We start from the raw sequence: 26,637 nt of genomic DNA, 5'->3' as shown, positions 1-26,637 counted from the left end.
GTAATATGCATTAAACATTAGGCGTAAATCAGAAGGGTGCAAAATTGCCATTAAGCAATTCTCTTACAATTTTTAAGCAATTTGAGCGTTTTAAGATTAGGTTTGCTCGTTGGACGTACTCCGTTATGTTTGTTGCTTTTTGCGCAATAATGGTTATGATTGTGCAGTTTTCTGTACAGCGTTCTGGCCGAGTAGAAATGACTTCATCACTTTCGGCAAGTGCTTGGAACATAATCTCAAAAATGTGGCTTAAGCTTAATTTTGTTTTTGTGCTTAATCTTCTTATTCTTGCGTTAATTTACGGTATTTTGCTAATAATCATAAATCGTTTTTGGATTACGTCTGCTATTTTGATTAGCGCATCTATAATTGTTTCTGTTATTGAATATATGAAAGTGAATGTTCGATACGAAACTATTCTTCCAGCTGACTTAAACTTTTTAAAAAGTAATACTGGAAATATCGCATCTTTTCTTCCAGACAACGCAAATGCTGTTATTTTTAGCTCTATTGTTGCTGTTCTAATAACTTGGGTTATTGCGCTTTTATTGCATGTTCTAGATGTTAATCATGGAAAAATTGTTATTATTTCAAATTTAAGAACTTCGATTTTGGTTCGTGTTGTAACTTTAATAGCATTATTAGCGACTTTTGGATGGTATATTTGCACAGTTGGAACTGTTGATTCTAGCGCAAACAATTTTGCTAAGTTTATGGGAGACACGCCATCAATGTGGGACTCCGTTTACGACGCTCAAAGAAACGGCGCATTAGTGGCATTTTTAAGGCAAGTAAACCCAAAGGTTATGGATAAGCCTGCGGATTACAATGAGCGAACTATGAGCGCTTTGCTAGAAAAATACAATAATGAAGCAAAGAAAATAAACGCTTCTAGAAAGTCAAAAATCTCCGATAATACTGTTGTTTATGTGCTTTCGGAATCATTCTCTAATCCAATAAGAGTTCCTGGATTGCAACTAAATAAGAATCCAATGCCATTTATAAGCTCTTTGAAAGAGAAAACGGATAGTGGATTAATGCTTTCTTCTGGCTACGGCGGAGGAACTGCAAACCTTGAATACATGTCTCTTACGGGATTGAGCATGGTGAACTTTAACTCATCTCTTACAAGCCCGTATCAGCAACTTGTTCCAAATTCTTCTTGGACTCCTACGATTAACAGGTATTGGGGGAGTGAATCTAATTCCATAGCATTCCACCCGTATGAGCCGAGTATGTACTTGCGCTCAACAAACTATAAGAAGTTTGGTTTTAGTAAGTTCTACTCGCTAGAAGCTCCTAATGTTATTGCGCACAAAAATATGCTTGATAAATCGCCTTATGTTTGCGACGAGTCTGCGTATAAAAGTGCGTTTGAAAAAATCGCCTCTAGTAAAAATAATCAATTTGTGCAAATAGTCACAATGCAAAATCATATGCCATTTAGGAATTGGTATAAGAACAATGATTTTAAGGCTAGTTCAAAGCCTGGCTCGCCAAAGCTTGGAAGCTCGGAAATATCTTCGATTGAAACATATGCTAAGGGAGTGAGTTACACAGATAAAGCAACTCAATCATTCTTAAATGACTTGGATTCTATAGATAAGCCAGTGACTGTTGTATTCTATGGAGATCATCTTCCTGGAATATATAGTACTGCCAGCGATGATGAGAATAATTCTCTTGATTTACATCTAACTGATTACTTTATTTGGTCAAATAAAAAAGCTAGAGAAAATAATAAAGCTCCAAACAAAATTAGGGACTATTATTCTTCTCCAAACTTCTTTATATCGCAAGTGGCGTCTCACACAAATTCTAAAGTTTCGCCATATCTTGCATTCCTTACAAGATTGCACGAAAAGATTAGTGCAATGGAGCCTCCTGTAGTAAATAAGATTCAGGGGTGGGATAGAATTCCGCAAGGCCAGCCAATTTACTTGAATCCAAGCGGAAAGCCAATGATTGCTAGTAGTATGAACAAAGAAACTAAACAATTATTGAATGATTACCGTTTGATTCAATACGATATTACAGCTGGAAAGCATTATCTTAAAAACACAAACTTTCTTGGTTTTTAATTTTTCAATGCTTTAAGTGCTTTAGTTGCAATGTCGTGCCTATAAAACATGTTAGAAAGATTAAGATTGTCTAATATGCTATAGGCCTTTGATTGAGCATCTTTAACATCTTTGCCATTTACTTGCAAAAGTGCCACTCTTCCAGAAGACGTTACAAGATTATTGTTTTCGTCTAATTTAACACCAGAATAGTAAACATTTTGATCTGCACTATTAAGAGTGATTTGTGGCAGAGGTGTTCCTGTAACAAGCTTTCCAGGGTAGCCTTTGCTTGCTAACACAACGCCAAGAGTTACGCCATTTTTAGCCCAAGTAAATGTTGGTTCTTTGCCATGCAAAATGTTAAAAATAGCTTCGCCAAAGTCGCTAGTAAGTCTTGGAAGAACAACCTCTGTTTCTGGGTCTCCAAAGCGAGCGTTAAATTCTATTACTTTTGCGCCTTGCTCTGTGTTAATCAATCCAGCGTACAAAACTCCTGTAAAAGGCATGCCTTCGCTTGCAAGAGCTTGCAAAGTTGGGCGTACGATTTTATCAATCGCTTGTTTTACAACTCCATCGCTAATTTGTGGAACAGGGCTATAAGCTCCCATGCCGCCAGTGTTTGGGCCAGTATCGCCATCATGAGCGCGCTTGTGATCTTGAGAAATTGGCATAACCCAAAAATCTGTTCCGTTAGCAAAGCTCATTAATGAGAATTCTTCGCCTTCTAAAAACTCTTCTATAACTACTTTTGCTCCAGCTTTGCCAAAACGATGGTCTACAAAAATATCGTCTAAAGCTGCGAGCGCCTCATCAACGCTAGTGGCAACTGTTACGCCTTTTCCAGCAGCCAAGCCGTCTGCTTTAATAACAATAGGAGCGCCTTGATTTTTAACGTACTCAATCGCTGGTTCTATCTCACTAAATGTTTGGTAGGCGGCTGTTGGAATATTATGCCTTTGCATAAGTTGCTTTGCAAAATCCTTAGATCCTTCAATTTGAGCAGCCGCTTTGTTTGGGCCAAATGCTGGGATTCCATTAGCTTCAAAATCGTCAACAATGCCATTCATAAGAGGCACTTCGGGGCCAATAAAAGCAAAGTCGTAGTTGTTGTTCTTAACAAATTCGATTAAAGCGTTGTGATCCGATTCGCTAATGTTTTCAATTTTGATTCCGCTTTTAATCATGCCTGGGTTTCCAGGAGCAACTGTGACTTCGCTAACGCTTTTACTCGCTAAAAATGCAACTGCGATTGCGTGTTCTCGTGCGCCTGAGCCTACAACTAAAACTTTCATCTTTAATCCTTTATTACTTTAAGATTTTGTGAATTATAACAACTCAACTGCAACGTTTTCGCGTTTAATCATTTTGCCAATAACATACGCTTGTTCATTATTGTTTTTAAGGATTTGCATAGCTTCATCGGCTTTATTTGCATTAATTGCTAATATCATTCCGATTCCCATGTTAAAAACGTTGAACATTTCTGAGTGGTCTACTTTACCCGACTTTTCAATAAGGTTGAAAATTGCAGGAACTTGCCACTTTTTTGTGTCGATTTGTGCTGCAAGATTATTTGCAAACATTCTTGGAATGTTTTCTATAAATCCGCCGCCTGTAATATGAGCTACGCCTTTAATAAGATGATTAGCAAAAAGCGGTTTTAATGCTTTAACGTAGATTTTTGTAGGCTCTAAAAGAACTTCGCCAATAGATTTGCCACACAATTCTTCTGGTTTACTATTTACGTTGTAATTAGCTACATCAAAAAGTGCTTTTCTAACAAGTGAGAATCCGTTTGAGTGCACTCCCGAAGATGCAAGACCTATAAGAACGTCTCCAGGCGTGATTTTAGAGCCGTCAACAATGTTTTCTCTTTCTGCAACTCCTACAGCAAATCCCGCAAGATCGTACTCGTCTTCGTTGTACATTCCAGGCATTTCTGCAGTCTCTCCGCCAATTAAGCCAGATTCTGCCTGAATGCATCCGTCTGCAACGCCAGAAACCACTTGCTCGAGTATTTCTGGATTGTTTTTTCCGCAAGCAATGTAATCAAGGAAGAACAGAGGCTGTGCGCCTTGAGCTGCAATATCATTTACGCACATAGCAACACAATCAATGCCAATCGTATTATGCTTTTGCATCATTTGCGCAATCATAAGCTTTGTGCCAACTCCATCTGTTCCAGAAATTAGCACTGGGTCTTTGTATCCAAGGCTTGCTAAATCAAATAGGCCGCCAAAACCGCCAATTCCGCCCATAACGCCTGGTCTTTTTGTGCGATTTACGTGGGATTTTATTCTTCGCACAACCTCGTAGCCAGCTTCTACGCTAACGCCAGCTTGTTCATATGCGTTTGGCATTTAAGAATCCTTTCGTGTTTGTTTTAAGTGTTTAGTCGAAGTTTAGTCGTAGTTTAATCGCAGTTTTTAGTCGCAAAATTGTATTTACTATTCTTTTTAATATTCTCTAAAACTTCCTTGTCTTCTTTAGAAAGCGAAGCTAAGAATTCATCTCGATAGTCATCTAAAGCAGTAGGGTAGTCGCCATTAAAATACGCTACGCATAATCCTCCGTACGGAGCAGGCTTATTTAACCCAATAGACTCAACAAGACCGTCTAAAGATAAGAATGCTAAAGAGTCAGCGCCAATATATTCGCGAATTTGCTCAACAGAATGTTTAGCTGCAATAAGCTCTTTAGTAGTTTGAATATCGATTCCGTAGAAGCACGGGTATTTAAGAGGAGGCGAAGAGATTCGCATATGAACCTCTTTAGCGCCCGCTTCTCTAAGAAGACGAACAATCCTCTTAGACGTGGTTCCGCGAACGATTGAATCGTCAATAACAATTACGCGCTTTCCCTTAACAACACCTCTAACGGCCGAAAGCTTCATGCGAACGCCTTGTTCTCTAAGCTCTTGCGTTGGCTGAATAAAAGTGCGCGCAACGTATTGATTTTTAATCAAACCCATCTCGTTAGGGATTCCGCTTGTTTCGGCATATCCTGCAGCTGCAGAAAGCGAAGAATTAGGCACACCAATCACCATATCTGCGTCTACAGGAGACTCTTTAGCTAAGCGTGCTCCCATGCGCTTTCGCGCAGAATGAACATTAATTCCGTAAATATTAGAATCCGGGCGAGCAAAATAGATAAACTCCATTGAGCAAACAGCGTGCTGAATATTTTTTGCATAACGCTCAATCTTGTATCCATCGTTATTAATAACGATTATTTCGCCAGGCTCAATGTCTCTAATAAACTCCGCGCTAACAATATCTAAAGCGCAAGTTTCCGATGCAAGAACGTAAGCACCATTACTCATTCTTCCTAGACTAAGCGGCCTAAAACCATTAGGATCCGTTGCTCCAATAAGCGCGTCTTCTGTAAGAAGCAAGTATGCAAAACCGCCATGAACAGTTAACAGCGCATCTTTAAGCTTATCCATAAATGAAGTTTTGTTTGACCTTTTAATAAGATGCATCAAAACTTCTGTATCGGAGTTAGAGTGGAAAATCGCTCCGCAATCTTCTAGCTTATTTCTAAGAGTTGTGCAATTAGTAAGATTGCCATTATGCCCTAAAGCAACATCTCCATCGTGGAAAGAAAACAGAAAAGGTTGAATGTTCTCAACACTTCCAGATCCAGCAGTAGCGTAGCGAACGTGGCCAATCGCGCTGTTTCCAGTAAGATGCTTCATAATGTCTTCGTTTGCAAAAACTTTAGTTAAAAGACCTAAGTTTCTGTATCCTTTAAGATGACCATTATCGTTGGCAACTATTCCAGCACCTTCTTGTCCTCTATGTTGCAATGCGTGCAAGCCAAAGTAGGTAAGTCTTGCGGCATCGGAATGACCCCACACTCCAAAAACGCCACATTCTTCGTGAACTCCTTCAAGCTCAGCAGACATTCGCACCCCCTATATTTTCAAAATCGCAATAAATATTTTGATTAGAATAATTAAACACACAATCCCAAATCATGACGTAAAGTATTCAACTCCAGAGCTAAAAATGTTTTGTGTTCTAAAATCAGGAATATTTACGTACAAACCGTTACCGCTGCGCTCGCAATGACCCATTTTTCCGAATACTCTTCCATCTGGGCTAGTGATTCCTTCTACAGCCATAAGCGAACCGTTTGGATTTACTTTAAGGTTCATGCTTGGAACGCCATTGCTATCAACATATTGCGTTGCAATTTGGCCGTTTTGTATAAGAGTATCCATAACTTTTGGTAATGCTACGAATCGTCCCTCGCCATGAGATATTGCAACACTATGAACATCGCCAACTTTGCAATTTGAAAGCCAAGGAGAAAGATTAGATGCAACGCGAGTTCTAACAATCTTGCTTTGATGCCTTCCAAGAGTGTTAAACGTTAAAGTTGGGCATTCTGCATCAATTGGAACAATATCTCCAAATGGAACAAGACCTAGCTTAATAAGAGCCTGGAAGCCGTTGCAAATACCAAGCATTAAGCCATCGCGATTGTTTAGTAAATCGCGAACAGAGTCGCTAACGGCAGGGTTTCTAAAGAATGCCGTTATAAACTTGGCAGAACCGTCTGGCTCATCGCCTCCAGAGAATCCGCCAGGAATCATAACAATTTGGCTTTTATTAATCTCTTTAACAAGCTCTTTTGCGGATTCTACAACATCATCAGCGCTTAAATTATTGATTATAAGCGTTTTGCATTCTGCTCCAGCTTTTTCAAACGCTGCTTGAGTGTCGTATTCGCAATTGTTTCCAGGGAAAACTGGAATGATTACGCGTGGCTTACTCAATGGCGTTCTTCTATTAGATTTCATATGATTTCTAACAGGCTTGCGATTAGTGGAATTTATTTCGCGAACTGCGCTTCCTTTACCTCGATATGGGAAAATGCCCTCTAGTGGACTTTCCCAATCTTCCTGTAAGTCATCTAAACTAATGATTTCGTTGCAAGCATAAAGCTTAAATTCATTGCACGTTTGTCCAATAACTTCAACGTTTACAAGATCCTCGCTAAACTTGCTTGAAAAATCGTCAACGTTAAAATCTTCATCCACTTCTACAAAGAAAGTTCCATATCTAGACTTAAACAAGTCGTCTGTTTTAACAGAGTCGTTAAGCTTTAATCCAATATGGTTGCCCAAAGTCATCTTAAACAAGCTTTCCGCACTAGCTCCAAAACCTGGAGTGCTAATCGCTAGCGCGCGCTTGCTTGAAGTAAGATTTTCAACAATCCTAATCGCTTCTAAGAAGCTTTGAGCGTTAGGCGTAATGCCGTCTTCTTTATACGTAGGTAGTATTCTTAGGATTTTGCTATTGGTTTTTTTGAATTCTGGAGAAACAACATTTCGCGCGTCTCCTGTAGTAACAGCAAACGATATAAGAGTTGGAGGAACGTCAAGATTTTCAAAGCTTCCGCTCATAGAGTCTTTACCGCCGATCGCGCCAACGCCAAAATCAATTTGCGCGCTTAAAGCGCCAAGAACTGCTGCAGTAGGCTTTCCCCATCTTTCAGGCACATTTTGCGGTTTGCCAAAATATTCTTGAAGGCTTAAATAAGCGTTTTCGATTGTAAAACCGCTTGCTACAAGCTTTGCTAAAGATTCTACAACCGATATGTACGCTCCCGTAAATTGGTTCTTTTCCATAATGTATGGGTTAAATCCCCAAGACATTGCAGAAGCGGTGTTTGTTTCACCAAATACTGGGAATTTTGCGACCATTGCTTGTGCTGGAGTGAGCTGACGGCGGCCACCAAATGGCATAAGAACTGTTGCGGCTCCAATAGTGGAGTCAAACATTTCGCTAAGGCCTTTGTTTGAGCAAACGTTTATGTTAGAAACAAGATTTTTAATGCGTTCAGCTAAAGACTTGCCAGAGTAAACTCCACTTTCGTCTTGCCATTTTGTAGCATATTTTTTGCCATTTTCAACGTGAATATCTTGCGTTTTTGGAGCTCCATTAGAAGCTAGGAATTCGCGGCTTAGATCAACAATTGTTTTTCCTCGCCAAGTCATTTTCATTCGAGCTTCTTTTGTAACAGTAGCTACAATTTGCGCTTCCAGATTTTCTTGACGCGCGTAGCTCAAAAATTCGTCGGCATCGCTTGCAGCAACATCAACTGCCATTCGCTCTTGTGATTCAGAAATCGCAAGTTCCGTGCCATCAAGGCCTTCGTATTTTTTAGACACCTTGTCTAAGTTAATAATCAAGCCATCTGCGATTTCTCCAGTTGCAACGCTTACGCCACCAGCGCCAAAATCGTTGCAACGCTTAATAAGACGGCATGCGTCTTTGCGTCTAAAAAGTCTTTGCAACTTGCGTTCAATAGGTGCATTTCCTTTTTGAACTTCTGCTCCGCACTCTTCAATGCTGTCTGCGTCTTGCGCTTTAGAAGCACCAGTTGCTCCGCCAATTCCGTCTCTTCCAGTTCTGCCGCCTAGAAGAATAATCACATCTCCTGGCTCAGGTGTTTCTCTTCTAACGTGGTCTGCTGGGGTAGCTGCTACAACCGCGCCAACTTCCATTCGTTTTGCAACATATCCTGGGTGGTAAATCTCGTGTACTTCGCCTGTTGCTAATCCAATTTGATTTCCGTAAGACGAGTAGCCTGCAGCTGCCGACGTTACAATTTTTCGTTGAGATAGTTTTCCTTCTAAAGTTTCGCTAATAGGAGTTCTAGGGTCGGCTGCTCCAGTTACGCGCATTGCTTGATATACGTAGGAGCGTCCCGAAAGAGGATCTCGAATGCAACCGCCAATGCAAGTTGCAGCGCCGCCAAAAGGTTCGATTTCTGTAGGATGATTATGCGTTTCGTTTTTGAACAAAAACAGCCAGTCTTCATCGTGCCCATTAACGTCAACTTTTACTTTTACTGTGCACGCATTGATTTCTTCGGATTCGTCTAAGTTTTTAAGCTTTCCTATATGCTTCAAATATTTTGCGCCAATAGTGGCCATGTCCATAAGACAAATCGGCTTATTTGTGCGGTTAAGCTCTTCTCGTAATTTAAGATAACGATTAAATGCATCTTTTACTTGCTCGTCATCTATTTGCACGTTTTCAAAATGCGTTCCAAAAGTAGTATGGCGGCAATGGTCGGACCAATACGTGTCTATTACTTTTATTTCTGTAATAGTTGGATTGCGATTTTCTCTTCTAAAATAGTCTTGGCAGAATTTAGCATCAGCCAAGTCCATTGCTAGCGCGCGATCTTCAATGAATTTTTGCAAGCCTTTGGAATCTAAATCGTTAAAACCATCTAATACTTCTACGTTTGCTGGAACAATCGCCTCGCTTTTAAGCGTATCGACACTATCTAGCGATGCTTCGCGAGCTTCTACTGGATTAATAACGTAGTGTTTAATTGAGTCAAGTTCTTCTTTAGACAAATTGCCGTTAAAAGCAAGAATTTGAGCAGTTCTAACTTTGGGGCATTCTCCCTGGCTAATCATTTGTACGCATTCGCTTGCGGATTGCGCGCGCTGATCAAACTGGCCAGGAAGGAACTCTATAGCAAAAACATGTTCATTTGTGCTAATAGGCAAGTAGTCGTAAGTGTTGTCTACTGTAGGCTCGCTAAAAACCGTTTTAACAGCAGTGTTAAAAAGATCTTTAGATATTCCTTCTACATCATACCTGTTGATTATGCGCGTGGATTTTAGAGAATCAATACCAAGAATCTCTTTAAGCTCGTGATTAAGATGTTGGGCTTTTATATCGAAACCAGATCGTTTTTCAACATAAACGCGAAATACCACGGTGAACCTGCCTTGCAATTGTAGTTTTGGCTATTTGTGTTTGGCTATCTTTTATTTGTTTTATTTTATTTGTTTAAGAACGCGCGTGGCTCGCACCTAAAAGATGCGAGCCACATTAAAATCATTGTTCAGCACAATCGTTTGGATTAACTTCGTCGAAGTTTACTCCTTCGCTTTGCGCAAGAGATTTAAGCCTCGAGAATATTTCTTCGTAGGCTGGAATTATGTCTCCTAAATCGCGTCTGAACAAGTCTTTATCTAAATGACTTACTTCGGAGCTTGTATTGCGCTTATCCCAAAGTCGGCACGTATCTGGCGTTATCTCGTCTGCAAGAAGAATATTTCCTTGCGCATCAACGCCTTCTTCAATCTTAAAGTCAACGAGTTGAACGTCGATTTTGTTGAAAATATCCAAAAGTGCATTGTTTACAGCGTGAGCTTGCTTTGTAATTTCTGCCATTTCGCTTTCACTAGCAAGACCCAAAGCCACAACGCCTTCTGGGTTAATAAAAGGATCACCAAGATCGTCTGATTTTACGCAAAACTCCAAAAGAGGCTTTTTTAGGGCAGTTCCTTCTTTAACTGCATATCGTTTTGCAAAAGAACCAGCAGCCGTGTTTCGCATTATTATTTCTAGAGGAAACATCTTCATGCGCTTTACAAGTTGCTCGGTATTCGAGATTCTGCCAAGAAAATGGCTTTTAACTCCACGAGCTTTGAGAAGATTAAACAGTAGAGAAGTGATTTGATTATTTAAGCTGCCTTTTCCAGCAATTTGAGCCTTTTTAAGGCCATTGCCAGCTGTAGCTTGATTCATGTATTGAACCCACAGAACATTATCGTTACTTGTGGCATACAATTTCTTTGCTTTGCCTTCATACAACTTGTCAAGTTTTTCCATTGACGTGCCTCTCTCGTTGTATCCATGGCTGAGTGTTGCAAACCATCATTATTTGAAGGTTTATTCAACCGCCAGCATGATTAGACTAACAATTGTTACCTACATTTTGTTTGGATTATTTTTTGATTTTTTGTTTAATAAAACCAGTGAAAACCTTGACTTTTCAACGTTTTACGATGGCAGTTCTATTGTGCGTATTTTGCTTGCAATGCGTGTCGCACAAGATTTTGCATCATTTATGCTGTTCGATACTGTCAAAATAACACCCATTCGTCTTGAGCCGTGAACTTCTGGTTTTCCAAAAATTCGTATATCGCATCTTGTGCAATCTTCTTCATCTAATGCTTGCGCAAGATTTGTAAATCCTACAGCTCCGTTTCCTTGCGCAACAAGTGCGTGGCTTAATGCAACTTCGTTATCTTTTAAGCAAAGAGCAGTATGCTTTTGTGTGATTGGAACACCTAAAATGGCTAAAACATGCAAAGCAAACTCGCTGTAGTATTGCGAAATCATTGTTACCATGCCAGTGTCGTGCGGTCTAGGGGATAGTTCGTTAAAAAGCAAGTCGCCGTTTTTAAGAACAAAGAGTTCAACTCCGTAAATGCCCCAACCAGTTTCCCCATTCTCTTTTGCTATTTTGCTTAAACCTTCTACGGCTTTTTTTGCAATATTTTGAGCGGATTCTCTAACATTTTCCGATATGTTTGCTGGTTGCCATGATTGCCTGTAGTCGCCGTTTTCTTGGCATTGTGCAATAGGTTCGCATGTTATTATTCCAGCGCTTGAGCACACTGTTAAAACCGTTAATTCGTAGTCTAAAGGCGCTAATGCTTCCACTATTACGCGAGATATATCTTCATTATTTTCATTATCTTCACTCTGCAAGTTTTGCGTTTTATGCTTAGATCTTCTTCCATTTTGTGCTTCTATCCAAGCATCTTCAAGATTTTTAGGATCTTTTACAATAGATTGACCATGACCAGAAGAACTCATAATTGGTTTCACTACGCACGGATACCCTACGATTTTTGCTCCTTCTTCTAACTCTTTGTAGCTTGAAGCAAAACAATATGGTGTAGTAGGCAAACCAATTTTTTCGTGGGCGATTTTTCGCAAAGCTTCGCGATCCATTGCAATCGAAGTGATACTAGAGCTTGGAACGACTTGAATTTTTTTGTTTTTAACAACGTCTTTTAATACTTCGGTTGATATTGCTTCAACTTCTGGGATTATTATGTTTGGGTTTATGTTGTTTATTAGTTCTTGCAATTTTTTAGAATCGCTCATGTCTAAAACGCGATTTTCTTGCGCAACTTGCATTGCTGGAGCATTCGCATAACTATCTGCAGCAAATACTTTAATACCAAGTCTTATAAGCTCTATAGTGATTTCTTTTCCAAGCTCTCCAGACCCTAGAAGAAGAGCTTTTGTTGTGTATGACGTTGAATTTAGAATGCCAAAAGTGTGATTATTTTCAACGCTTTTCCAATGTTCTGCTTGCTCATTGAGCATGCTAGTTGCATTTGATTTTTGCAAAAAACTCATAGTCTTATTGTGTCATTAAGTAACGTCGTATTTTGTGCGACGCGCCGAAAATCGCAAGGGTAGCGCAAACGAGAAAAATCGTGTATAGTATTCCTCTGTTGTGCGATTCCCGAAGGGTTTCGCGCTGTAATGGTGGCTATAGCTCAGTCGGTAGAGCATCTGATTGTGGTTCAGAAGGTCGCGCGTTCAAGCCGCGTTAGCCACCCCACTTAATCGGCTGTTTTTCGGCCGATTTTTTTTTACTCTGTATGGCTTTCTGTTTTGTCTTGTTTTTGTGTTCAAACACGTTTATTTTGTTAGCATGCTTTGGAGTAGAATAAGTAAAGCTATTAATTTGATAATATTGATTGAATAATTTTAAATAATTCGGTTGGTGTTTGTACTTAATGTGAATGATTGCTGGCGATTAGCTTGCTAGTTGTTAGCGGTTTTTGTACGCGCATTTTATGGAGGAGCGATTTATATGCCAAACAATGGTGGTAAGCAGTCTAAAGCGCAGACTAATGAGCCATTTTGGGAGTCTGCTCTGCTTTTTGTTCCGCGTGTTATTGGCAAAGCAGTTCGCTCGCTTTTTGGAGTTGGGCAATACGATGAGGCATACCGTAGAGATGGATTGTGCTTTGTAATACTTATTCTTGCTGTTCTTTTTTGCGCATCTGAATGGTTTAGAGTTAGCGGATTCTTAGGTGTTGCGTTGCACTCTTTATCTTCCGCGGTTTTTGGAATTATGAGCGTTGTTTTGCCAGTGTGGCTTAGTGCGGTTGCTATTAGGCTTATGCGAAATAGTGGTGCTAAATCTGGAAATCCTCGTGTTATAGGTGGTTTTGTTCTTCTTCTATGGTCAATTTGCTCAATTTTAGACATTTTGATTGCAAGCAAAAATCAAGAATTTAATATAGATGATTTGCAAAAATCTGGCGGATTATTAGGATTCTTCTTAGGTTCTCCTTTGGCCTGGGGATTATCTAGGATTTTTGCTCTTACAATTTTTGTTATTATTGCAATTTTTGCTATTTTAATGATTCTTAAATTACATGTTGAAGATGTGACTCAATTTGTTTCATCTATTTTCTCTAAAAAGTCAAAGAATAATCAAGACTTAGAGAATACAGATGATGAAAATTCGAGTAATAGCAGCGATAATCTTGAGTTTGCAGAAGGCGTTCCAACTCACGACTCTTCCGATGGCGAAAAGTCGCGTAAAGATTTGCACAATTCAATAATCTCTAAGATTTTTAATTCTATGTTTGGCTCTAAAAAGAAGCGTAATAATAGCGAACTTTTAGATGCGTATGCTGGAGATGATGCTTTTCTTAGCGCTTCTTCTAAGCCAAGTCAAGATGGTTACTCTATTGAAGACTACGGCTCTAAATCGGACCCGCAAGAAGATCAGAATCAAAGTAATCATCCGCGTGTTGTTGGTTCTAATGGTGTTTCTAATGGCACTTATGGCGCTAATTCTTTGCCGTCTTCTGGTCAAATGTATATTGACGAATTTCCAAAAGCGCCAATTAGTGGCGAATCGCAATATAGCAATGATCCATGGAGTAAAATGCCTGGTCAGCAGTTGGATCAATATAGGTCATCGCAAGAAAATGATGAAAATAGTGTGAACAACGCCAATAATGCGAATGATTCTAGCGATTCTTCAAGTGAGTACAGCGAAGAGCCGTACAGATTGCCAGATTTGAACATTCTTGTTCACGGAAAACCGCATGCAACTAGAACTCCTGCAAATGATCGCGTAATTCGCGCGCTAACTTCTACGTTTGAACAGTTTGAAGTAGATGCAAAAGTTATTGGCTTTTTAAGAGGGCCTTCTGTTACTCAATACGAAGTTGAGCTGGGGCCTGGAGTGAAAGTTGAAAAAGTCACAAATCTTCAAAAAAATATTGCGTACGCTGTAGCAAGCACAGATGTGCGTATTTTGTCTCCAATTCCAGGCAAGTCTGCGATTGGTATAGAGATTCCAAACGTAGATCGAGAGATTGTAAACCTTGGAGATGTTTTAAGGTCAGATAAAGCTCGCCAGGATTCAAATCCTATGCTTACTGGTGTTGGTAAAGACGTTGAGGGTCATTTTGTAACTGCTGCTCTAGATAAAATGCCGCATTTGCTTGTTGCTGGTGCTACTGGTTCTGGAAAGTCAAGCTTTATAAACTCTATGCTAACTTCGATTATTATGCGTGCTACTCCAGAGCAGGTTCGCATGATTTTGGTAGATCCAAAGCGAGTAGAGCTTTCTGCATATGCTGGGATTCCGCATTTGCTAACTCCGATTATTACAGACCCTAAGAAGGCAGCTCAAGCTCTTGAATGGGTTGTTAAAGAGATGGACTCGCGCTATGACGACTTGCAATTCTTTGGTTTCCGTCATGTTAAAGACTTTAACAAGGCCGTGCGCGAAGGCAAGGTTCATGCTCCAAAAGGCTCTGAGCGAAAAGTTGCTCCATACCCGTATTTGCTTGTTGTTGTAGACGAGATGGCTGATTTGATGATGGTTGCAAAAAACGACGTTGAAAGTTCTATTCAGCGCATTACTCAGCTTGCTCGTGCTGCAGGTGTGCATTTGGTTCTTGCAACTCAGCGCCCGTCTGTTGATGTTGTAACTGGCTTAATTAAGGCGAATATTCCATCTCGTTTGGCTTTTGCTACGTCTTCTGCTACGGATTCGCGCGTTATTTTAGACACTGTTGGCGCGGAAACTTTGATTGGTCAAGGAGATGCGTTGTTCCTTCCAATGGGTGCTGCTAAGCCTCAGCGAGTTCAGGGCTCTTGGGTTAGTGAATCAGAAATTCGCAAAGCTGTAGAATATGTTAGAACTCAGCGAAAGCCTAGATATAGGGAAGACATTGAGCAAATGGCTGCAAAAGCAGACGAACAGGCTCAAATTCAAGCTAAAACAACAGATATTGGCGACGATATGGATGAGCTTCTTCAAGCTGCCGAGCTTGTTGTTGGTGCGCAATTTGGATCTACGTCTATGCTTCAACGAAAACTTCGTGTTGGATTCTCTAAGGCAGGCAGACTTATGGATTTGCTTGAATCGCGTGGCGTTGTTGGGCCTTCGGAAGGATCTAAAGCGCGTGAGGTTCTTGTTCAACCGCAAGATTTGCCTAAAGTATTAGCTTTTATTAAAGGCGAGTCTGATTCTTTGAATTAAGCATAATTAAGCATAATTAAGCATAATTAAGCATAATTAAGCACTTTGAATTAAGTATTGTTAAAGCATTGCTAAAGGATAGTTGTTAATTAAGTTTTGCGTTTGCTATACCATATTTGTGTAGCGGTTATGGAGGTATTAACGATGTTGCAAAATGGTAAGTCTAAGTTGCTAGAAGGTTGGAATTGTGCTCCAAACATTGTGACTTACATAAGAATAGCTCTTTCTGTTGTATTCATCGTTTTGTATCTTATCTCTGGGCCTTGGGGCTATGCTTCTACTTCGGTTCGCTGGGCTGCGTTTGCAATGTTTATAATCGCAGCTTCAACAGATAAATTAGACGGTTGGATGGCTAGAAAATATAATCAAGTTACAGAGCTTGGAAAACTCTTAGATCCTATTGCCGATAAGCTTTTAATACTTTCTGCTCTTATTATTGCTTCTGCTTTTGGTGAACTTTATTGGTGGATTACTCTACTGTTTGTTCTTAGAGAAATAGGCATTACTGTTCTGCGTTTTTACGTTATAGATAAAGGTGGAAAAGTTATTGCAGCATCTTGGGCAGGAAAGTATAAGACACTTTCTCAATCTGTTGGAATTTCAATGTTGCTTGCGCCTATTGTTCCAATGTTTTGCGCTTATAATGTTTCTGTTTGGGTTGTGTGCTACTACTCACTTTGCTACGGTTTTATAGGCATTGCTCTTGGCTTTGCGCTTTATTCTGGATTCCTTTACGTGCGCGGTGCATTTAAGCGATAGTAAAATGTGTGACGATTTGGCAAGTACTTCTACGGATTCTTCTACGGATGTTTTCGCAAGTAAGATTCTCGATTTTTGTGTGAATAATTCTTTGCATATTTCTTGTGCAGAATCTTTAACAGGAGGACTTCTTGCGGATTCATTTGTAAACATTCCTGGCGCTTCAAAGGTTTTTCTTGGATCGGCTGTTACTTACGATATTCGCGAAAAATCTAAGATTCTTGGCGTGGATTGCGATTTGCTTAAAACTTGCGGTGCTGTAGAGCCTAGTGTTGCAAAGCAAATGGCGTTTGGTTGCGCAAGATTGTATAGTGGCGCAAAGTGGCAATACGATTGCATGGATTCTAGTAAAGATGTTGATAGCGCAGATTTTCCTGTTATTGGATTGTCTACTACTGGCGTTGCGGGCCCTGGACCCGATGGCTTAAAGCCACAAGGATTGGCTTACGTTGGAATTTTTATTCCAAATGTTGCTTCAAAGCGCTGTTCTTCGCTCGATTTTGATTTAGTTTCGCTAAAAATTAACAATATTAAAGATCGTGTTTTTGATTGTGAATGTGGCAAAATAAGCAATCTTTCATTAAGTAGATGTTCTACTTATTCAGTTGACCACGGTTTTACGCTTTGCGCTCAACTAAATATTTCTGGAGATAGAAAAGACGTTCGTATTGGTGTTGTTAGCGCGCTAATTAGGATTTTCTATGCCCTTATTTTTGAAGATTGGATTTTTTATGCGCGAACGTGAATTTTGGGAGCTTCTTGAAGAAGTTTTTGGCAGAGAATTTGGTAGGAGTATTGCTAAAGACCAAGAGTTGCAAAAACTTGATGGTATGAGCGCGCGCGAGGCGATTGATGCTGGCGTGGAACCTAGAATTGTTTGGAATGTTTTATGCGATCATATGAATATTCCAGATAATAAAAGGTGGGGCAAAGATCATAATGCTCCGCCGCTTCCTGCAAAATAGGGGTTATTTTATTTTTTAATTTGATTGCGTGTATGCGTTTTTGTTGGAATTTCAAGCCAACACGCATATCGAACAAATGTTCGTTTGTGGTGTATAATATTTAATTGTTGGTCTTCTTGCAGCGTGTAAGTGCCTATTGGTTATTGGAAGATAGCCTTTAACCACATTGCTCTAAAACGCTTGCACGGGCATCATGTATTGAGTATGGTCATCAATACATCGGCATGCGAAAGGAGTAATAATATGGCACAACAAGCAAAAAAGGGTGCTGTGGATCGTCTTATTGATGCCGACAAGGCAGATCCACGTAGAAAAGCAGCGCTAGAGATGGCTCTTGCAAATGTTGAAAAACAATATGGCAAGGGTTCTGCAATGCGATTAGGAGATAAGCCACTGCAAGATGTTGAGGTTATTCCTACTGGTTCTTTAGCTCTAGACATGGCTTTGGGAATTGGTGGTGTTCCTCGTGGGCGTATTGTAGAGGTTTATGGTCCAGAATCTTCTGGTAAAACAACGTTAGCTTTGCACATTGTTGCTAATGCTCAAAAGAATGGCGGAGTTGCAGCGTTTATTGATGCTGAGCATGCGTTAGATCCAGTTTATGCGCGTAAATTAGGTGTAGATACAGATTCTCTTATTGTTTCTCAGCCAGATAATGGCGAGCAAGCTTTAGAGATTGCAGATATGCTTATTCGATCTGGTGCTTTAGATGTTATAGTTGTTGATTCTGTAGCAGCGCTTGTTCCAAAAGCCGAAATTGACGGAGATATGGGAGATAGTCATGTTGGTTTGCAAGCTCGCTTAATGAGTCAGGCTTTAAGAAAGATGACAGGAGCTTTGTCTCAAGCTGGAACAACCGCAATCTTTATTAATCAGCTTAGAGAAAAAATCGGTGTGTTCTTTGGTAATCCAGAAACAACTACAGGTGGTAAAGCTCTTAAATTCTATTCGTCTGTTCGAATGGATATTAGGCGTGTTTCTACTATTAAAAACGGAGAAGAAGCTGTTGGAAATCGAACTAAAGTAAAGATTGTTAAGAATAAAATGGCTCCTCCTTTCAAAACAGCTGAATTTGATGTTCTTTATGGAGAGGGAATATCTACTGAAGGCTCTGTAATTGATATGGCTGTACAGTGTGACGTTATTAAAAAGTCTGGTTCTTGGTTTACGTATGAGGGTGAACAGCTTGGTCAAGGTAGAGAAAACGTGCGTCAATTCCTTAAGGATAATCCTGCTATTACGGAAGAAATTAGCGATAAAGTAAAAGTTGCTTTTGGACTAATGAAGCCAGAAGATCAATTTGTTGAAGTAGAAGATGAAGACGATAGCGAAAAAGCAAAGTCGAATTCTAATGCAGAAAATAATTCAGATGCTTCTAGTAAAGATCCCAAGAATAAATAGTGATAGATGAGAAGACTGATAGATGATTAGTGTTGAGAGTTTTCTTCGCAATCATAAGCCCGTAGATGCTTCTGTTTTTAACAAAAATGATGTTAAGAACAAGAATGTGTGTGCAGAAGATGATTGTAGTTTAGAAGCTGTTAATTCACATTATTCAGAGAATAGTGTTGAAATAGGTGATTGCGAAGAAAACTCATGCCATTCGTCTTATAGATTGCAAAAGTATAACTCTTTTAATAATAAAGCTGTTAAAAAAGTAGACTCTAAAAAAGCATGCGACTTTGATAGTTGCAAAGAGTGTGCTTTAAGAATGTTAGATTATGCTTCAAGATCTTCAAACGACTTAAAAAATAGGCTTATAGATAAGGGTTATAGAGAGAATATTGTTGAATCTGTAATAATTCGTTTAGAAGATTTGCATTTGATTGACGATGAGCAATATGCTCAATCTGTTATACGCTCATGCATAAGTAGAACATTAGGAGAGCGCGCAACTCGCATGGAGTTGCAAAAAAAGGGAGTTGCTTCTGCAATAATAACCTCATCTTTGCAAGATGCTAGAGAAAACGGTGTTTTTGAACAAAGCGCATGGAGTTTAGGCAAAAAGGTAGCACAGCGAACAAAAAATCTAGAACCAGATGTTAGAAGGCGAAGATTCTTCTCTGCAGGAGCTAGAAAAGGTCACGATTTAAGCACGTTAAACGAAGTATATTATGCTCTGTTTAAGTCTTAAACTATTAGGACTTAGCAGATTTTGTTAGCACACTTAAGAACGTAATCTGGCATATCTTCAACGTTAATAACATCGTTGAATCTAGCTGTTTTATTCTTAAGTTCGCTAAGCATTTTAGGAGCGTTTGTAGAAGTTTTTCTTTCTAGCAAATCCATGCAAGCAAAATCATCTAATCCTTCAACATTTAAGCCTAAAGATTCGCAAACAACTCTAGGGAACTTATACGGGCTTGCAGTGCTTAAAAGAACGCGAGGAACACTGGAATCATGAGGAATATGGCTCATAACGAAGTATCCGCAAGCAGTATGTGGATCAATAACATAATTATGCTTATTCCAGCATTCTTTTATGGAATCGCGAATTTGATCCTCATTTGCCCATCCGCATCCAAAAAGTTCTCGAATTTTAGAAAGCACGTCTTCTGGTACTTCAAAAGCGCCCCATTGTTGCAAATCGCTCATAAGCATTTGCAAAAGTCGCGTATCTTTATTGCACATGTAATAAAGCATGCGTTCCAAATTAGAAGAAACAAGAATATCCATAGAAGGCGCAACTGTTTGATGGAAAGGTCGAATCTTGTTATATGTTCCGCTAACCAAAAAGTCAAACAAAACATTATTGCTATTGCTTGCAACAATCAAGTGCTTTATAGGAAGACCAAGCATTTTTGCATAATATCCAGCAAGAATATTGCCAAAATTGCCACTTGGAACGCAAAATTCCACTTCGTCTCCAAGCTTTATAGATCCGCGTTCAACAAGCTTAGAATAAGCGTAGAAGTAGTAAACAACTTGAGGAATAAGTCTGCCTATATTAATCGAATTAGCAGAAGAAAGCAAAGCATTATTGTTATTCTTAATCGATTCATTGATTGAATCGTTAGTAAAAATTTGCTTAACGCTGCTTTGAGTGTCGTCAAAATTACCTCTAACAGCGCAAACTTTTACGTTGTTTCCGCTTTGAGTTGTCATTTGCAATTCTTGAACTTTACTTACTTTACCTTCTGGGTAAAATGTAACCATAGAAGTGCCTTCAACGTTTGCAAAACCAGCTAATGCAGCTTTGCCAGTATCTCCCGAAGTAGCAGTAAGAATCATAACGTTTTGGCTAGAGTCAGAAGCATTTTTTGAGTGTCTAATAAATTGTGGCAAAATTTGCAAAGCAACATCTTTAAAAGCGCAAGTAGGACCGTGGAAAAGCTCTAAAACAAAATCATTGTTAGTGCCAAGCTGCTTTAATGGAGTAATCTCGCAATCTTCCCATTGATCTCCATAAGCATTTTCAACGCACTCATTAAGCTCGTTAGAAGTAAAATCTGGAAGGAGGATTTGAAGAACATCTTTAGCAATTTGCTTATAAGATTTTCCAACAAGATTAGAAATATTGTAGCGAGTTTCACCAAGGCAATCCGTAACAAACAGGCCACCGTCTTCGGCTATGCCCCTACGAATAGCTTGTTTCGACGTATAGGTTTTAGAGTTAGACCTAGTGCTATGAAACATAACTGTATTCGTAGTGTTTTCTGCCATGATTCCTCCATTTGTGTCAATTGTTATACATAATACCCGAAGCGTTGGAGCCTAAGCACTGCTATTGCTAATATGTTCAATATGATTAATCTCAATACAAAGTTTGACGAAACGCATAATAGTGAGCAAGTCAATAGTTCTAAAGAGCATGGGGACTCTACAGATTCTATTGTTTTTTCTAGAGCAGATGATGCGCGAATTGCACAAAGAGAATTTGCTAAAGCTAATGCCACTTTTAAGAACAAGCTTTTAATCGCTATTGCTGATTCTCTTGAAAATAATGCAGACTTTATTGAAAAAGCAAATAAGCAAGATTTAGAAAAAGCTCAAAAAAATGGTATGGACGCTGGAAAACTAGACAGACTTGTGTTTAACAAAGAAAGAATAGTTAAATCAGCTCAAAGTGTTAGAAAAATAGCGCAATTACAAGATCCTGTTGGCCAAATTGTTAGAGGGTACACGCTGGAAAATGGTATTAGACTTTCTCAAGTAAGAGTGCCAATCGGCGTAATGGGAATGATTTACGAAGCTAGACCAAATGTAACTGTTGACGTTGCATCTTTGTGCGTAAAATCTTCAAATGCTGTAATTTTAAGAGGCGGAAGCGCAGCCGAATGCACAAATCGTGCAACTGTTAGCGTGTTAAAGCAAGTCTTAAAAGATTTTGGTGTAAGTGAAAATCTTATAGAATCTGTTGATGATTTAGGTAGAAGCGGTGCAACATCAATGATGCACGCACATGGTCATATTGATGTTCTTGTTCCTAGAGGAAGCGCAAATCTAATCGCGGCAGTTGTTAAAGAATCAACAGTTCCAGTCATAGAAACTGGCGCTGGAAACGTTCACATTTATGTAGATAAAACAGCAAACTTTAGTCAAGCAATTCCGATTATTATAAACGCAAAAACTCAACGAGTCGGAGTTTGTAATGCTGCAGAAAAATTACTTGTAGATCGAAGCATTGCTAAAGATTTTCTTCCAAAAGTTGCAAGTGAATTAGCGAATCGTAATGTTTTAATTCATGCTGATGAAGAATCATACAATATCTTATCATCCGCAAATATAAGTGGTATTAAATTAGAGCATGCAAATAATGAAGATTGGTCTACAGAATACTTGTCTTTGCAAATCGGAGTAAAAGTTGTAGATGGTGTTAAAGATGCCATTAATCATATTTCAAAATATTCAACGGGTCACACGGAAACGATTATTGCGCAAGACTACTTAACGATTAACGAGTTTGTTTCGTCAATAGACAGTGCGGTTGTTATGGTAAATGCTTCAACAAGGTTTACAGACGGCGGCGAATTTGGTTTTGGAGCCGAGCTTGGAATTTCCACTCAAAAGCTGCATGCAAGAGGGCCAATGGGCTTAGTAGAGATGACAACTACAAAGTGGATTGGCTACGGTCAAGGACAAATAAGGGCTTAAGAGTAAGGTTAAGAATATGCCTGATACATCACAATCACAATCGTCTAAAATTGCTAAAAATCAATCAAACGAGGATTTAAGACTATCTATAAGCCTATCTAATGGTGTAAGTGCTTCTAATGTGCTTGATGCTTTAGATGTTGCAGCAGAAAGATTGTCTATTGTTCGTTACGTGTTTTTAGTTCAAATAGAAGATGGGATTGCGTCTGCAAGTCAAAGGTCTTCTCTTGAATATGCTGACGCTGTTTTAATGGGTTGGCCAGATAGATATAATCGAGATGTTGTTACGCCAGAAAACAGCGAAATAATAGATGAAGTTAATAAGAATTTGCAAAAAATGGAAAGCAATATAGCTGAATTTAGTAAGCTTGAGCGCGCTAGCCTTGTAGACAATATGAGTGAAGTTCTTGTAGAGATTACGGAGTGCGTTGCAAACATTCGAGGCGTTTTCCAACCCGATTTTGCTCTTCCAACGTTTGAAGAAATTAAGCGCGTTGTTCAAGATGAGTGGAATGAAGAAATGGGAAACATTAATCCAGACAAAGCAAATGTTGCTTCCAGCGTAATTGATGAAGCGAAAGCAGATGATGCTGCAGATGCGTCTAATGCAAATAACGCGCACAATGTACGCAATGCATCTAGGATGAATTAAATGAGTGATTCATCTACAGAACGCAGAATGTCGGATTTGTTCCAAGGTTCTTTTAATCAAAACCAAGCTAGCGTGCCAGTTTCGTCAAACTCTTCTAAACTTAAGCACTCTGCAAGAGGAAACGTTCATCAACACCCGCGCATAGGGATTATGGGTGGAACTTTTGATCCGATTCACAATGGCCACTTGGTAGCAGCTTCCGAAGTTGCGTGGGTTTATGATTTAGACGAAGTTATTTTTGTTCCTACTGGAAAGCCTGTTTTTAAGCTAGACAAAAAAGTCACAAATGCAGAAGACAGATATTTGATGACTGTAATCGCAACGGCTTCAAATCCAAAATTTACAGTTTCTAGAGTAGATATTGATAGGCCTGGTGTTACTTACACAATCGATACGCTTCGCGATATTCGCGCGCAACATCCAGACGCGGAGCTTTTCTTTATTACTGGAGCAGACGCTATTGCAGAGATTATGCAATGGAAAAATGCTAGAGAATTATGGAGTTTAGCTAGATTTGTTGCTGTAACGCGTCCAGGCTATGCAAGTCCAGAAAAGTTTACACAAATTGAAGCTCGTTCCGCGTCTTACGATTCGTGTGACGATATGGTTAATTGCCATAGTCATCGTTTTCCTGTTGACATATTGGAGATTCCAGCATTGGCGATTTCTTCAACAGATGTTCGCAAGCGTGCAGAACATGGTGAGCCAGTTTGGTATTTGGTTCCAGACGGTGTTGTTCAATACATTGTTAAACACGGTTTATACATACGCGATTTGTAATGATTTGTAATGTTTTTTGTAAGGATTTGCAACTGTTTGCAAGCATTTGTTATGTATGAAACGGTTTAATGGTTATAGTCTGCGCAAATAGATAGTATTAGTCTCAGTCCGATTTTTGTGGACTGTTAGCGAACTAGCGTTTGGAGATATGGTGAGCATCGTCCTTGAAGGAAAGCCAGATAAAAACCTTGTTCTCGTAACTGGTCGCGCGCATCCTAAGCTTGCTAAAGATGTTGCGAATCAGCTTGGTATAGATGTATTGGAAACAACGGCGTACGATTTTGCTAATGGCGAGATGTATGTTCGTTACACTCAGTCTGTGCGAGGAACAGACGTGTTTGTGTTGCAAAGTCATAGTGACCCTGTTAACAAGTCCATTATGGAACAGTTAATTATGATTGATGCATTAAAGCGCGCGTCTGCTCGTTCTATTACCGCTGTGTGCCCGTTGCTTGGATATTCTAGACAAGATAAAAAGCATCGCGGTCGTGAGCCTATTTCTTGCCGCTTGATGTTTGATTTACTTAAAACAGCAGGCGCAGATCGCATTATGAGCGTTGATTTGCATGCTGCGCAATCGCAAGGATTCTTTGATGGTCCTGTAGATCATTTGATTGCTATGCCAGTTTTGGTGGACTATGTAAGGGATCGCTTTAGCGAAGATTTAGGCAATGTTACCGTTGTTTCGCCAGATGCAGGGCGAATTCGTGTTGCAGAACAGTGGGCGCAAAGATTGGGCGGAGGTCCATTGGCTTTTGTTCATAAGACTAGAGATATTACGCGTCCAAATCAAGCTGTAGCAAACCGTGTAGTTGGTGATGTTGCTGGTCGCGATTGCGTTATGGTAGACGATTTAATCGATACTGCTGGAACAATCGCAGGTGCTTGCAATGTTCTTAAAGACGCTGGAGCGAAGTCTGTAACTGTTGTTGCAACGCACGGCGTTCTTTCTGGACCTGCAGTTGAGCGATTAAAGAATTGTGGCGCTAGAGAAGTTGTGTTAACAGATACTGTTCCAATTCCACAAGAAAAGCGTTGGGATGGGTTAACAGTTCTTTCAATTGCTCCACTTTTGGCAAGTGCTATTAAGGCTGTGTTTGAAGATGGGTCTGTTGCAAAGCTGTTTGACACATACCCAGAGCACCACGGAAAAGGGTTTTTGTTTGCATAAATTTGCATAAATCCTATTTCGCCACGCCAAGCTTGACGATTTTGATTGTTGTGGCATAATAGTGACTTGGCGGTTTTTTCCGCCGTTCCCTCATGGTGTAATGGCAGCACACGGGTCTTTGGAACCCTTTGTCTTGGTTCGAATCCAGGTGAGGGAGCTAGAATTAGCGCCGCTTAGTTTTAAGCGGCGTTTTTGTTAACACGGTGATGAGTTTAGAAGTGATTTGTGTTTGAATACTCGTGTTTGAGCGCTGTGTTTGAATACTCGTGTTTGAATACTGTGCTTGAATCAAAGAAAGGCTTAATATGTTGGAATCTTTAAGAAGTGGATTCAAACGTGTTATTTTGCCAATCGCAAAGCTTCTTGTTAAATTTGGATGTAGCGCTAACAGTGTTACGATTTTTGGCACCATTGCACTTGTTGCAACTTCTGTTTTTATTTCTATAAGCGGCCAGCTTTTTATTGGCACTATTTTGCTTACGATTTTTGTTCTTGCAGACGCTTTGGATGGCTCTGTTGCTGCTTTAACAAACAAGAATGGTGGCACTAAATTTGGCGCATTTTTAGATTCAACTCTAGATAGAATTGCAGATTGGTCGCTTTTTGCGTGTGTTTGCATTTGTTTATATCGAGCAAATAATCTAAACATTTGCTTATATGTGCCATTTTACGTGAATAATTTTTTGAGATATTGCGGATTAGTGTGCTCGCTAGTATCTATGATGTTTGCTTTTGTAACATCATATGCGAGAGCAAGAGGCGAGTCCGTTGGAGTAGACGCTAAAAAAGGATTGATTACTCGCGCCGATAGAGTTGCCATAATTCTAGTTTCAATGGGATTAAGCGGATTAACGGGTTGGTTATTGTGGCTTTGCTTGGCAATGATTATTCTTTGCATTGGTGGGGCTATAACTGTTTTTCAGCGCATTTTTGAAGTTAAAAATTTGCTGAAATAAATTCAATTTGGTGATTTGTCGCTAAAGCGCATTAAAATCATCACGTTTACGTAACCGTACACTTTTTAGGAGTATCATGTCAGGTCATTCCAAGTGGGCGACCACAAAGCACAAGAAGGCCGCTATCGACGCAAAGCGCGGCAAGCTTTTCGCCAAGCTTATTAAGAATATTGAAATCGCAGCTCGTCTTGGTGGTGGAGACCCAGATGGTAACCCAACTTTGTACGATGCAATCGTTAAAGCCAAGAAAGCTTCTATGCCAGCAGACAACATTAAGCGTGCTGTTAAGCGTGGCTCTGGAGAAGAAGCAGGCGGTGCAAACTACGAAGAGATTGTTTACGAAGGCTATGCTCCTGCAGGCGTTGGCTTGATTATTGAGTGCCTTACAGATAATCGTAATCGCGCTGCAGCAGATGTTCGTTCCACTCTTACAAAGGGCAATGGCTCTTTGGCTACAAGTGGTTCTGTGAGCTTTAACTTTGAGCGCAAGGGCTTGATTGAAGTTCCTAGCGAAGGCGTTGACTATAGCAAGCTTTTTGATATTGCTGCAGAAGCAGGTGCTGAAGACGTTGCAGACGATGGAGACGTGTATTCCGTATACACGGATTCTAGCGATTTGGTAACTGTTCGTAAGGCCTTGCAAGATGCTGGTTTTGACTACGATTCTGCAGAAATCGTTATGCATCCAAATAACGAGGTTGAGTTGAGCTTTGAAGATGCTCAAAAGGTGTCTCGCTTGATTGACAATCTTGATGATTTGGACGATGTTCAAAATATTTATAGCAACTGGACTGCTTCGGATGAAGTTATGGCTCAGCTTGAGGAAGCAGAATAGTTT

General features: G+C 39.7%; 20 protein-coding genes and 2 tRNA genes. 15 read left to right on the top strand and 7 right to left on the bottom strand.

Translation table 11 applies throughout. The annotated features are described in order from the left end of the window. Nucleotides 1-44: 44 nt before the first annotated feature. Nucleotides 45-2,081, top strand: a complete 2,037-nt coding sequence (locus NYP55_RS00545; protein WP_004130749.1) for an LTA synthase family protein — start codon at nt 45-47, stop codon at nt 2,079-2,081. On the opposite strand, the gene purD is transcribed toward NYP55_RS00545, so the two are convergent. From purD to purT, 6 genes are all read right to left on the bottom strand, one after another. Then, nucleotides 2,078-3,355 carry a phosphoribosylamine--glycine ligase gene (purD, locus tag NYP55_RS00540; protein ID WP_020973616.1) on the bottom strand — a complete coding sequence of 426 codons (1,278 nt, stop codon included), beginning with the start codon at nt 3,353-3,355 and terminating at the stop codon, nt 2,078-2,080. The two genes, NYP55_RS00545 and purD, sit on opposite strands and share 4 nt — an antisense overlap. Before the next feature lie 33 nt (nt 3,356-3,388). After that, nucleotides 3,389-4,423 carry a phosphoribosylformylglycinamidine cyclo-ligase gene (purM, locus tag NYP55_RS00535; RefSeq protein WP_415695164.1) on the bottom strand — a complete coding sequence of 345 codons (1,035 nt, stop codon included), beginning with the start codon at nt 4,421-4,423 and terminating at the stop codon, nt 3,389-3,391. A 53-nt stretch (nt 4,424-4,476) separates the two neighbouring features. Further along, complete coding sequence (gene purF / locus NYP55_RS00530; protein WP_116689576.1) at nt 4,477-5,970, bottom strand: amidophosphoribosyltransferase; 1,494 nt, start codon at nt 5,968-5,970, stop codon at nt 4,477-4,479. 69 nt (nt 5,971-6,039) lie between these two features. Further along, complete coding sequence (locus NYP55_RS00525; RefSeq protein WP_415702390.1) at nt 6,040-9,813, bottom strand: phosphoribosylformylglycinamidine synthase; 3,774 nt, start codon at nt 9,811-9,813, stop codon at nt 6,040-6,042. Between the two features lie 121 nt (nt 9,814-9,934). Further along, entirely contained in the window at nt 9,935-10,714 is a 780-nt protein-coding gene (gene purC / locus NYP55_RS00520) for a phosphoribosylaminoimidazolesuccinocarboxamide synthase (RefSeq protein WP_004130757.1), read from the bottom strand. 171 nt (nt 10,715-10,885) lie between these two features. Further along, nucleotides 10,886-12,259 carry a formate-dependent phosphoribosylglycinamide formyltransferase gene (purT, locus tag NYP55_RS00515; RefSeq protein ID WP_101889282.1) on the bottom strand — a complete coding sequence of 458 codons (1,374 nt, stop codon included), beginning with the start codon at nt 12,257-12,259 and terminating at the stop codon, nt 10,886-10,888. A gap of 132 nt (nt 12,260-12,391) precedes the next feature. Between purT and NYP55_RS00510 the strand changes: the two genes are divergently transcribed. The 7 genes from NYP55_RS00510 (at nt 12,392) to NYP55_RS00480 (ending at nt 19,280) form a co-directional block, all read left to right on the top strand. After that, a tRNA-His gene (locus NYP55_RS00510) sits at nt 12,392-12,467 on the top strand. A 255-nt stretch (nt 12,468-12,722) separates the two neighbouring features. Continuing rightward, a complete protein-coding gene (locus NYP55_RS00505) occupies nt 12,723-15,422 on the top strand; it encodes a DNA translocase FtsK (RefSeq protein WP_472781408.1) in 2,700 nt (899 codons plus the stop codon). A gap of 144 nt (nt 15,423-15,566) precedes the next feature. Further along, complete coding sequence (pgsA, locus tag NYP55_RS00500) at nt 15,567-16,181, top strand: CDP-diacylglycerol--glycerol-3-phosphate 3-phosphatidyltransferase (RefSeq protein WP_004130762.1); 615 nt, start codon at nt 15,567-15,569, stop codon at nt 16,179-16,181. Between the two features lie 4 nt (nt 16,182-16,185). Beyond that, the gene (locus NYP55_RS00495) at nt 16,186-16,926 is read left to right on the top strand and encodes a CinA family protein (RefSeq protein WP_004130764.1); all 741 of its coding nucleotides are present in this window, start codon (nt 16,186-16,188) and stop codon (nt 16,924-16,926) included. Beyond that, nucleotides 16,913-17,146, top strand: a complete 234-nt coding sequence (locus tag NYP55_RS00490) for a DUF3046 domain-containing protein (protein ID WP_004130765.1) — start codon at nt 16,913-16,915, stop codon at nt 17,144-17,146. Before NYP55_RS00495 ends, NYP55_RS00490 begins: the two co-directional genes overlap by 14 nt. 243 nt (nt 17,147-17,389) lie before the next feature. Continuing rightward, nucleotides 17,390-18,547 carry a recombinase RecA gene (recA, locus tag NYP55_RS00485; protein WP_004130767.1) on the top strand — a complete coding sequence of 386 codons (1,158 nt, stop codon included), beginning with the start codon at nt 17,390-17,392 and terminating at the stop codon, nt 18,545-18,547. A gap of 22 nt (nt 18,548-18,569) precedes the next feature. Next, nucleotides 18,570-19,280 (top strand): regulatory protein RecX, encoded by a 711-nt coding sequence (locus NYP55_RS00480; protein ID WP_004130769.1) that lies wholly within the window; start codon nt 18,570-18,572, stop codon nt 19,278-19,280. A gap of 11 nt (nt 19,281-19,291) precedes the next feature. On the opposite strand, the gene thrC is transcribed toward NYP55_RS00480, so the two are convergent. After that, on the bottom strand, nt 19,292-20,809 hold the full coding sequence (thrC, locus tag NYP55_RS00475) for a threonine synthase (protein WP_004130771.1): 1,518 nt from the start codon (nt 20,807-20,809) through the stop codon (nt 19,292-19,294). A gap of 72 nt (nt 20,810-20,881) precedes the next feature. Here thrC and NYP55_RS00470 point away from each other — a divergent pair, with 72 nt between their 5' ends. The 7 genes from NYP55_RS00470 (at nt 20,882) to NYP55_RS00440 (ending at nt 26,634) form a co-directional block, all read left to right on the top strand. After that, nucleotides 20,882-22,240 carry a glutamate-5-semialdehyde dehydrogenase gene (locus NYP55_RS00470; RefSeq protein WP_080573935.1) on the top strand — a complete coding sequence of 453 codons (1,359 nt, stop codon included), beginning with the start codon at nt 20,882-20,884 and terminating at the stop codon, nt 22,238-22,240. 16 nt (nt 22,241-22,256) lie between these two features. Beyond that, nucleotides 22,257-22,892: a phosphoribosylglycinamide synthetase gene (locus NYP55_RS00465; RefSeq protein ID WP_472781407.1), complete on the top strand. Its 636-nt coding sequence runs from the start codon at nt 22,257-22,259 to the stop codon at nt 22,890-22,892. Beyond that, nucleotides 22,893-23,672: a nicotinate-nucleotide adenylyltransferase gene (nadD, locus tag NYP55_RS00460; protein WP_020757652.1), complete on the top strand. Its 780-nt coding sequence runs from the start codon at nt 22,893-22,895 to the stop codon at nt 23,670-23,672. It begins immediately after the preceding gene. 148 nt (nt 23,673-23,820) lie between these two features. Further along, a complete protein-coding gene (locus NYP55_RS00455) occupies nt 23,821-24,843 on the top strand; it encodes a ribose-phosphate diphosphokinase (RefSeq protein ID WP_018639222.1) in 1,023 nt (340 codons plus the stop codon). Between the two features lie 86 nt (nt 24,844-24,929). Continuing rightward, nucleotides 24,930-25,000 (top strand) — tRNA-Gln (locus tag NYP55_RS00450). Nucleotides 25,001-25,148: 148 nt separating this feature from the next. Beyond that, the gene (locus NYP55_RS00445; RefSeq protein WP_472781406.1) at nt 25,149-25,799 is read left to right on the top strand and encodes a CDP-alcohol phosphatidyltransferase family protein; all 651 of its coding nucleotides are present in this window, start codon (nt 25,149-25,151) and stop codon (nt 25,797-25,799) included. Between the two features lie 76 nt (nt 25,800-25,875). Next, complete coding sequence (locus NYP55_RS00440) at nt 25,876-26,634, top strand: YebC/PmpR family DNA-binding transcriptional regulator (protein ID WP_004113651.1); 759 nt, start codon at nt 25,876-25,878, stop codon at nt 26,632-26,634. Nucleotides 26,635-26,637: the final 3 nt, after the last annotated feature.

The organism is Gardnerella sp. c10Ua_31 (genome assembly GCF_055700915.1).
This window is presented reverse-complemented; position numbering and strand designations above follow the sequence as displayed.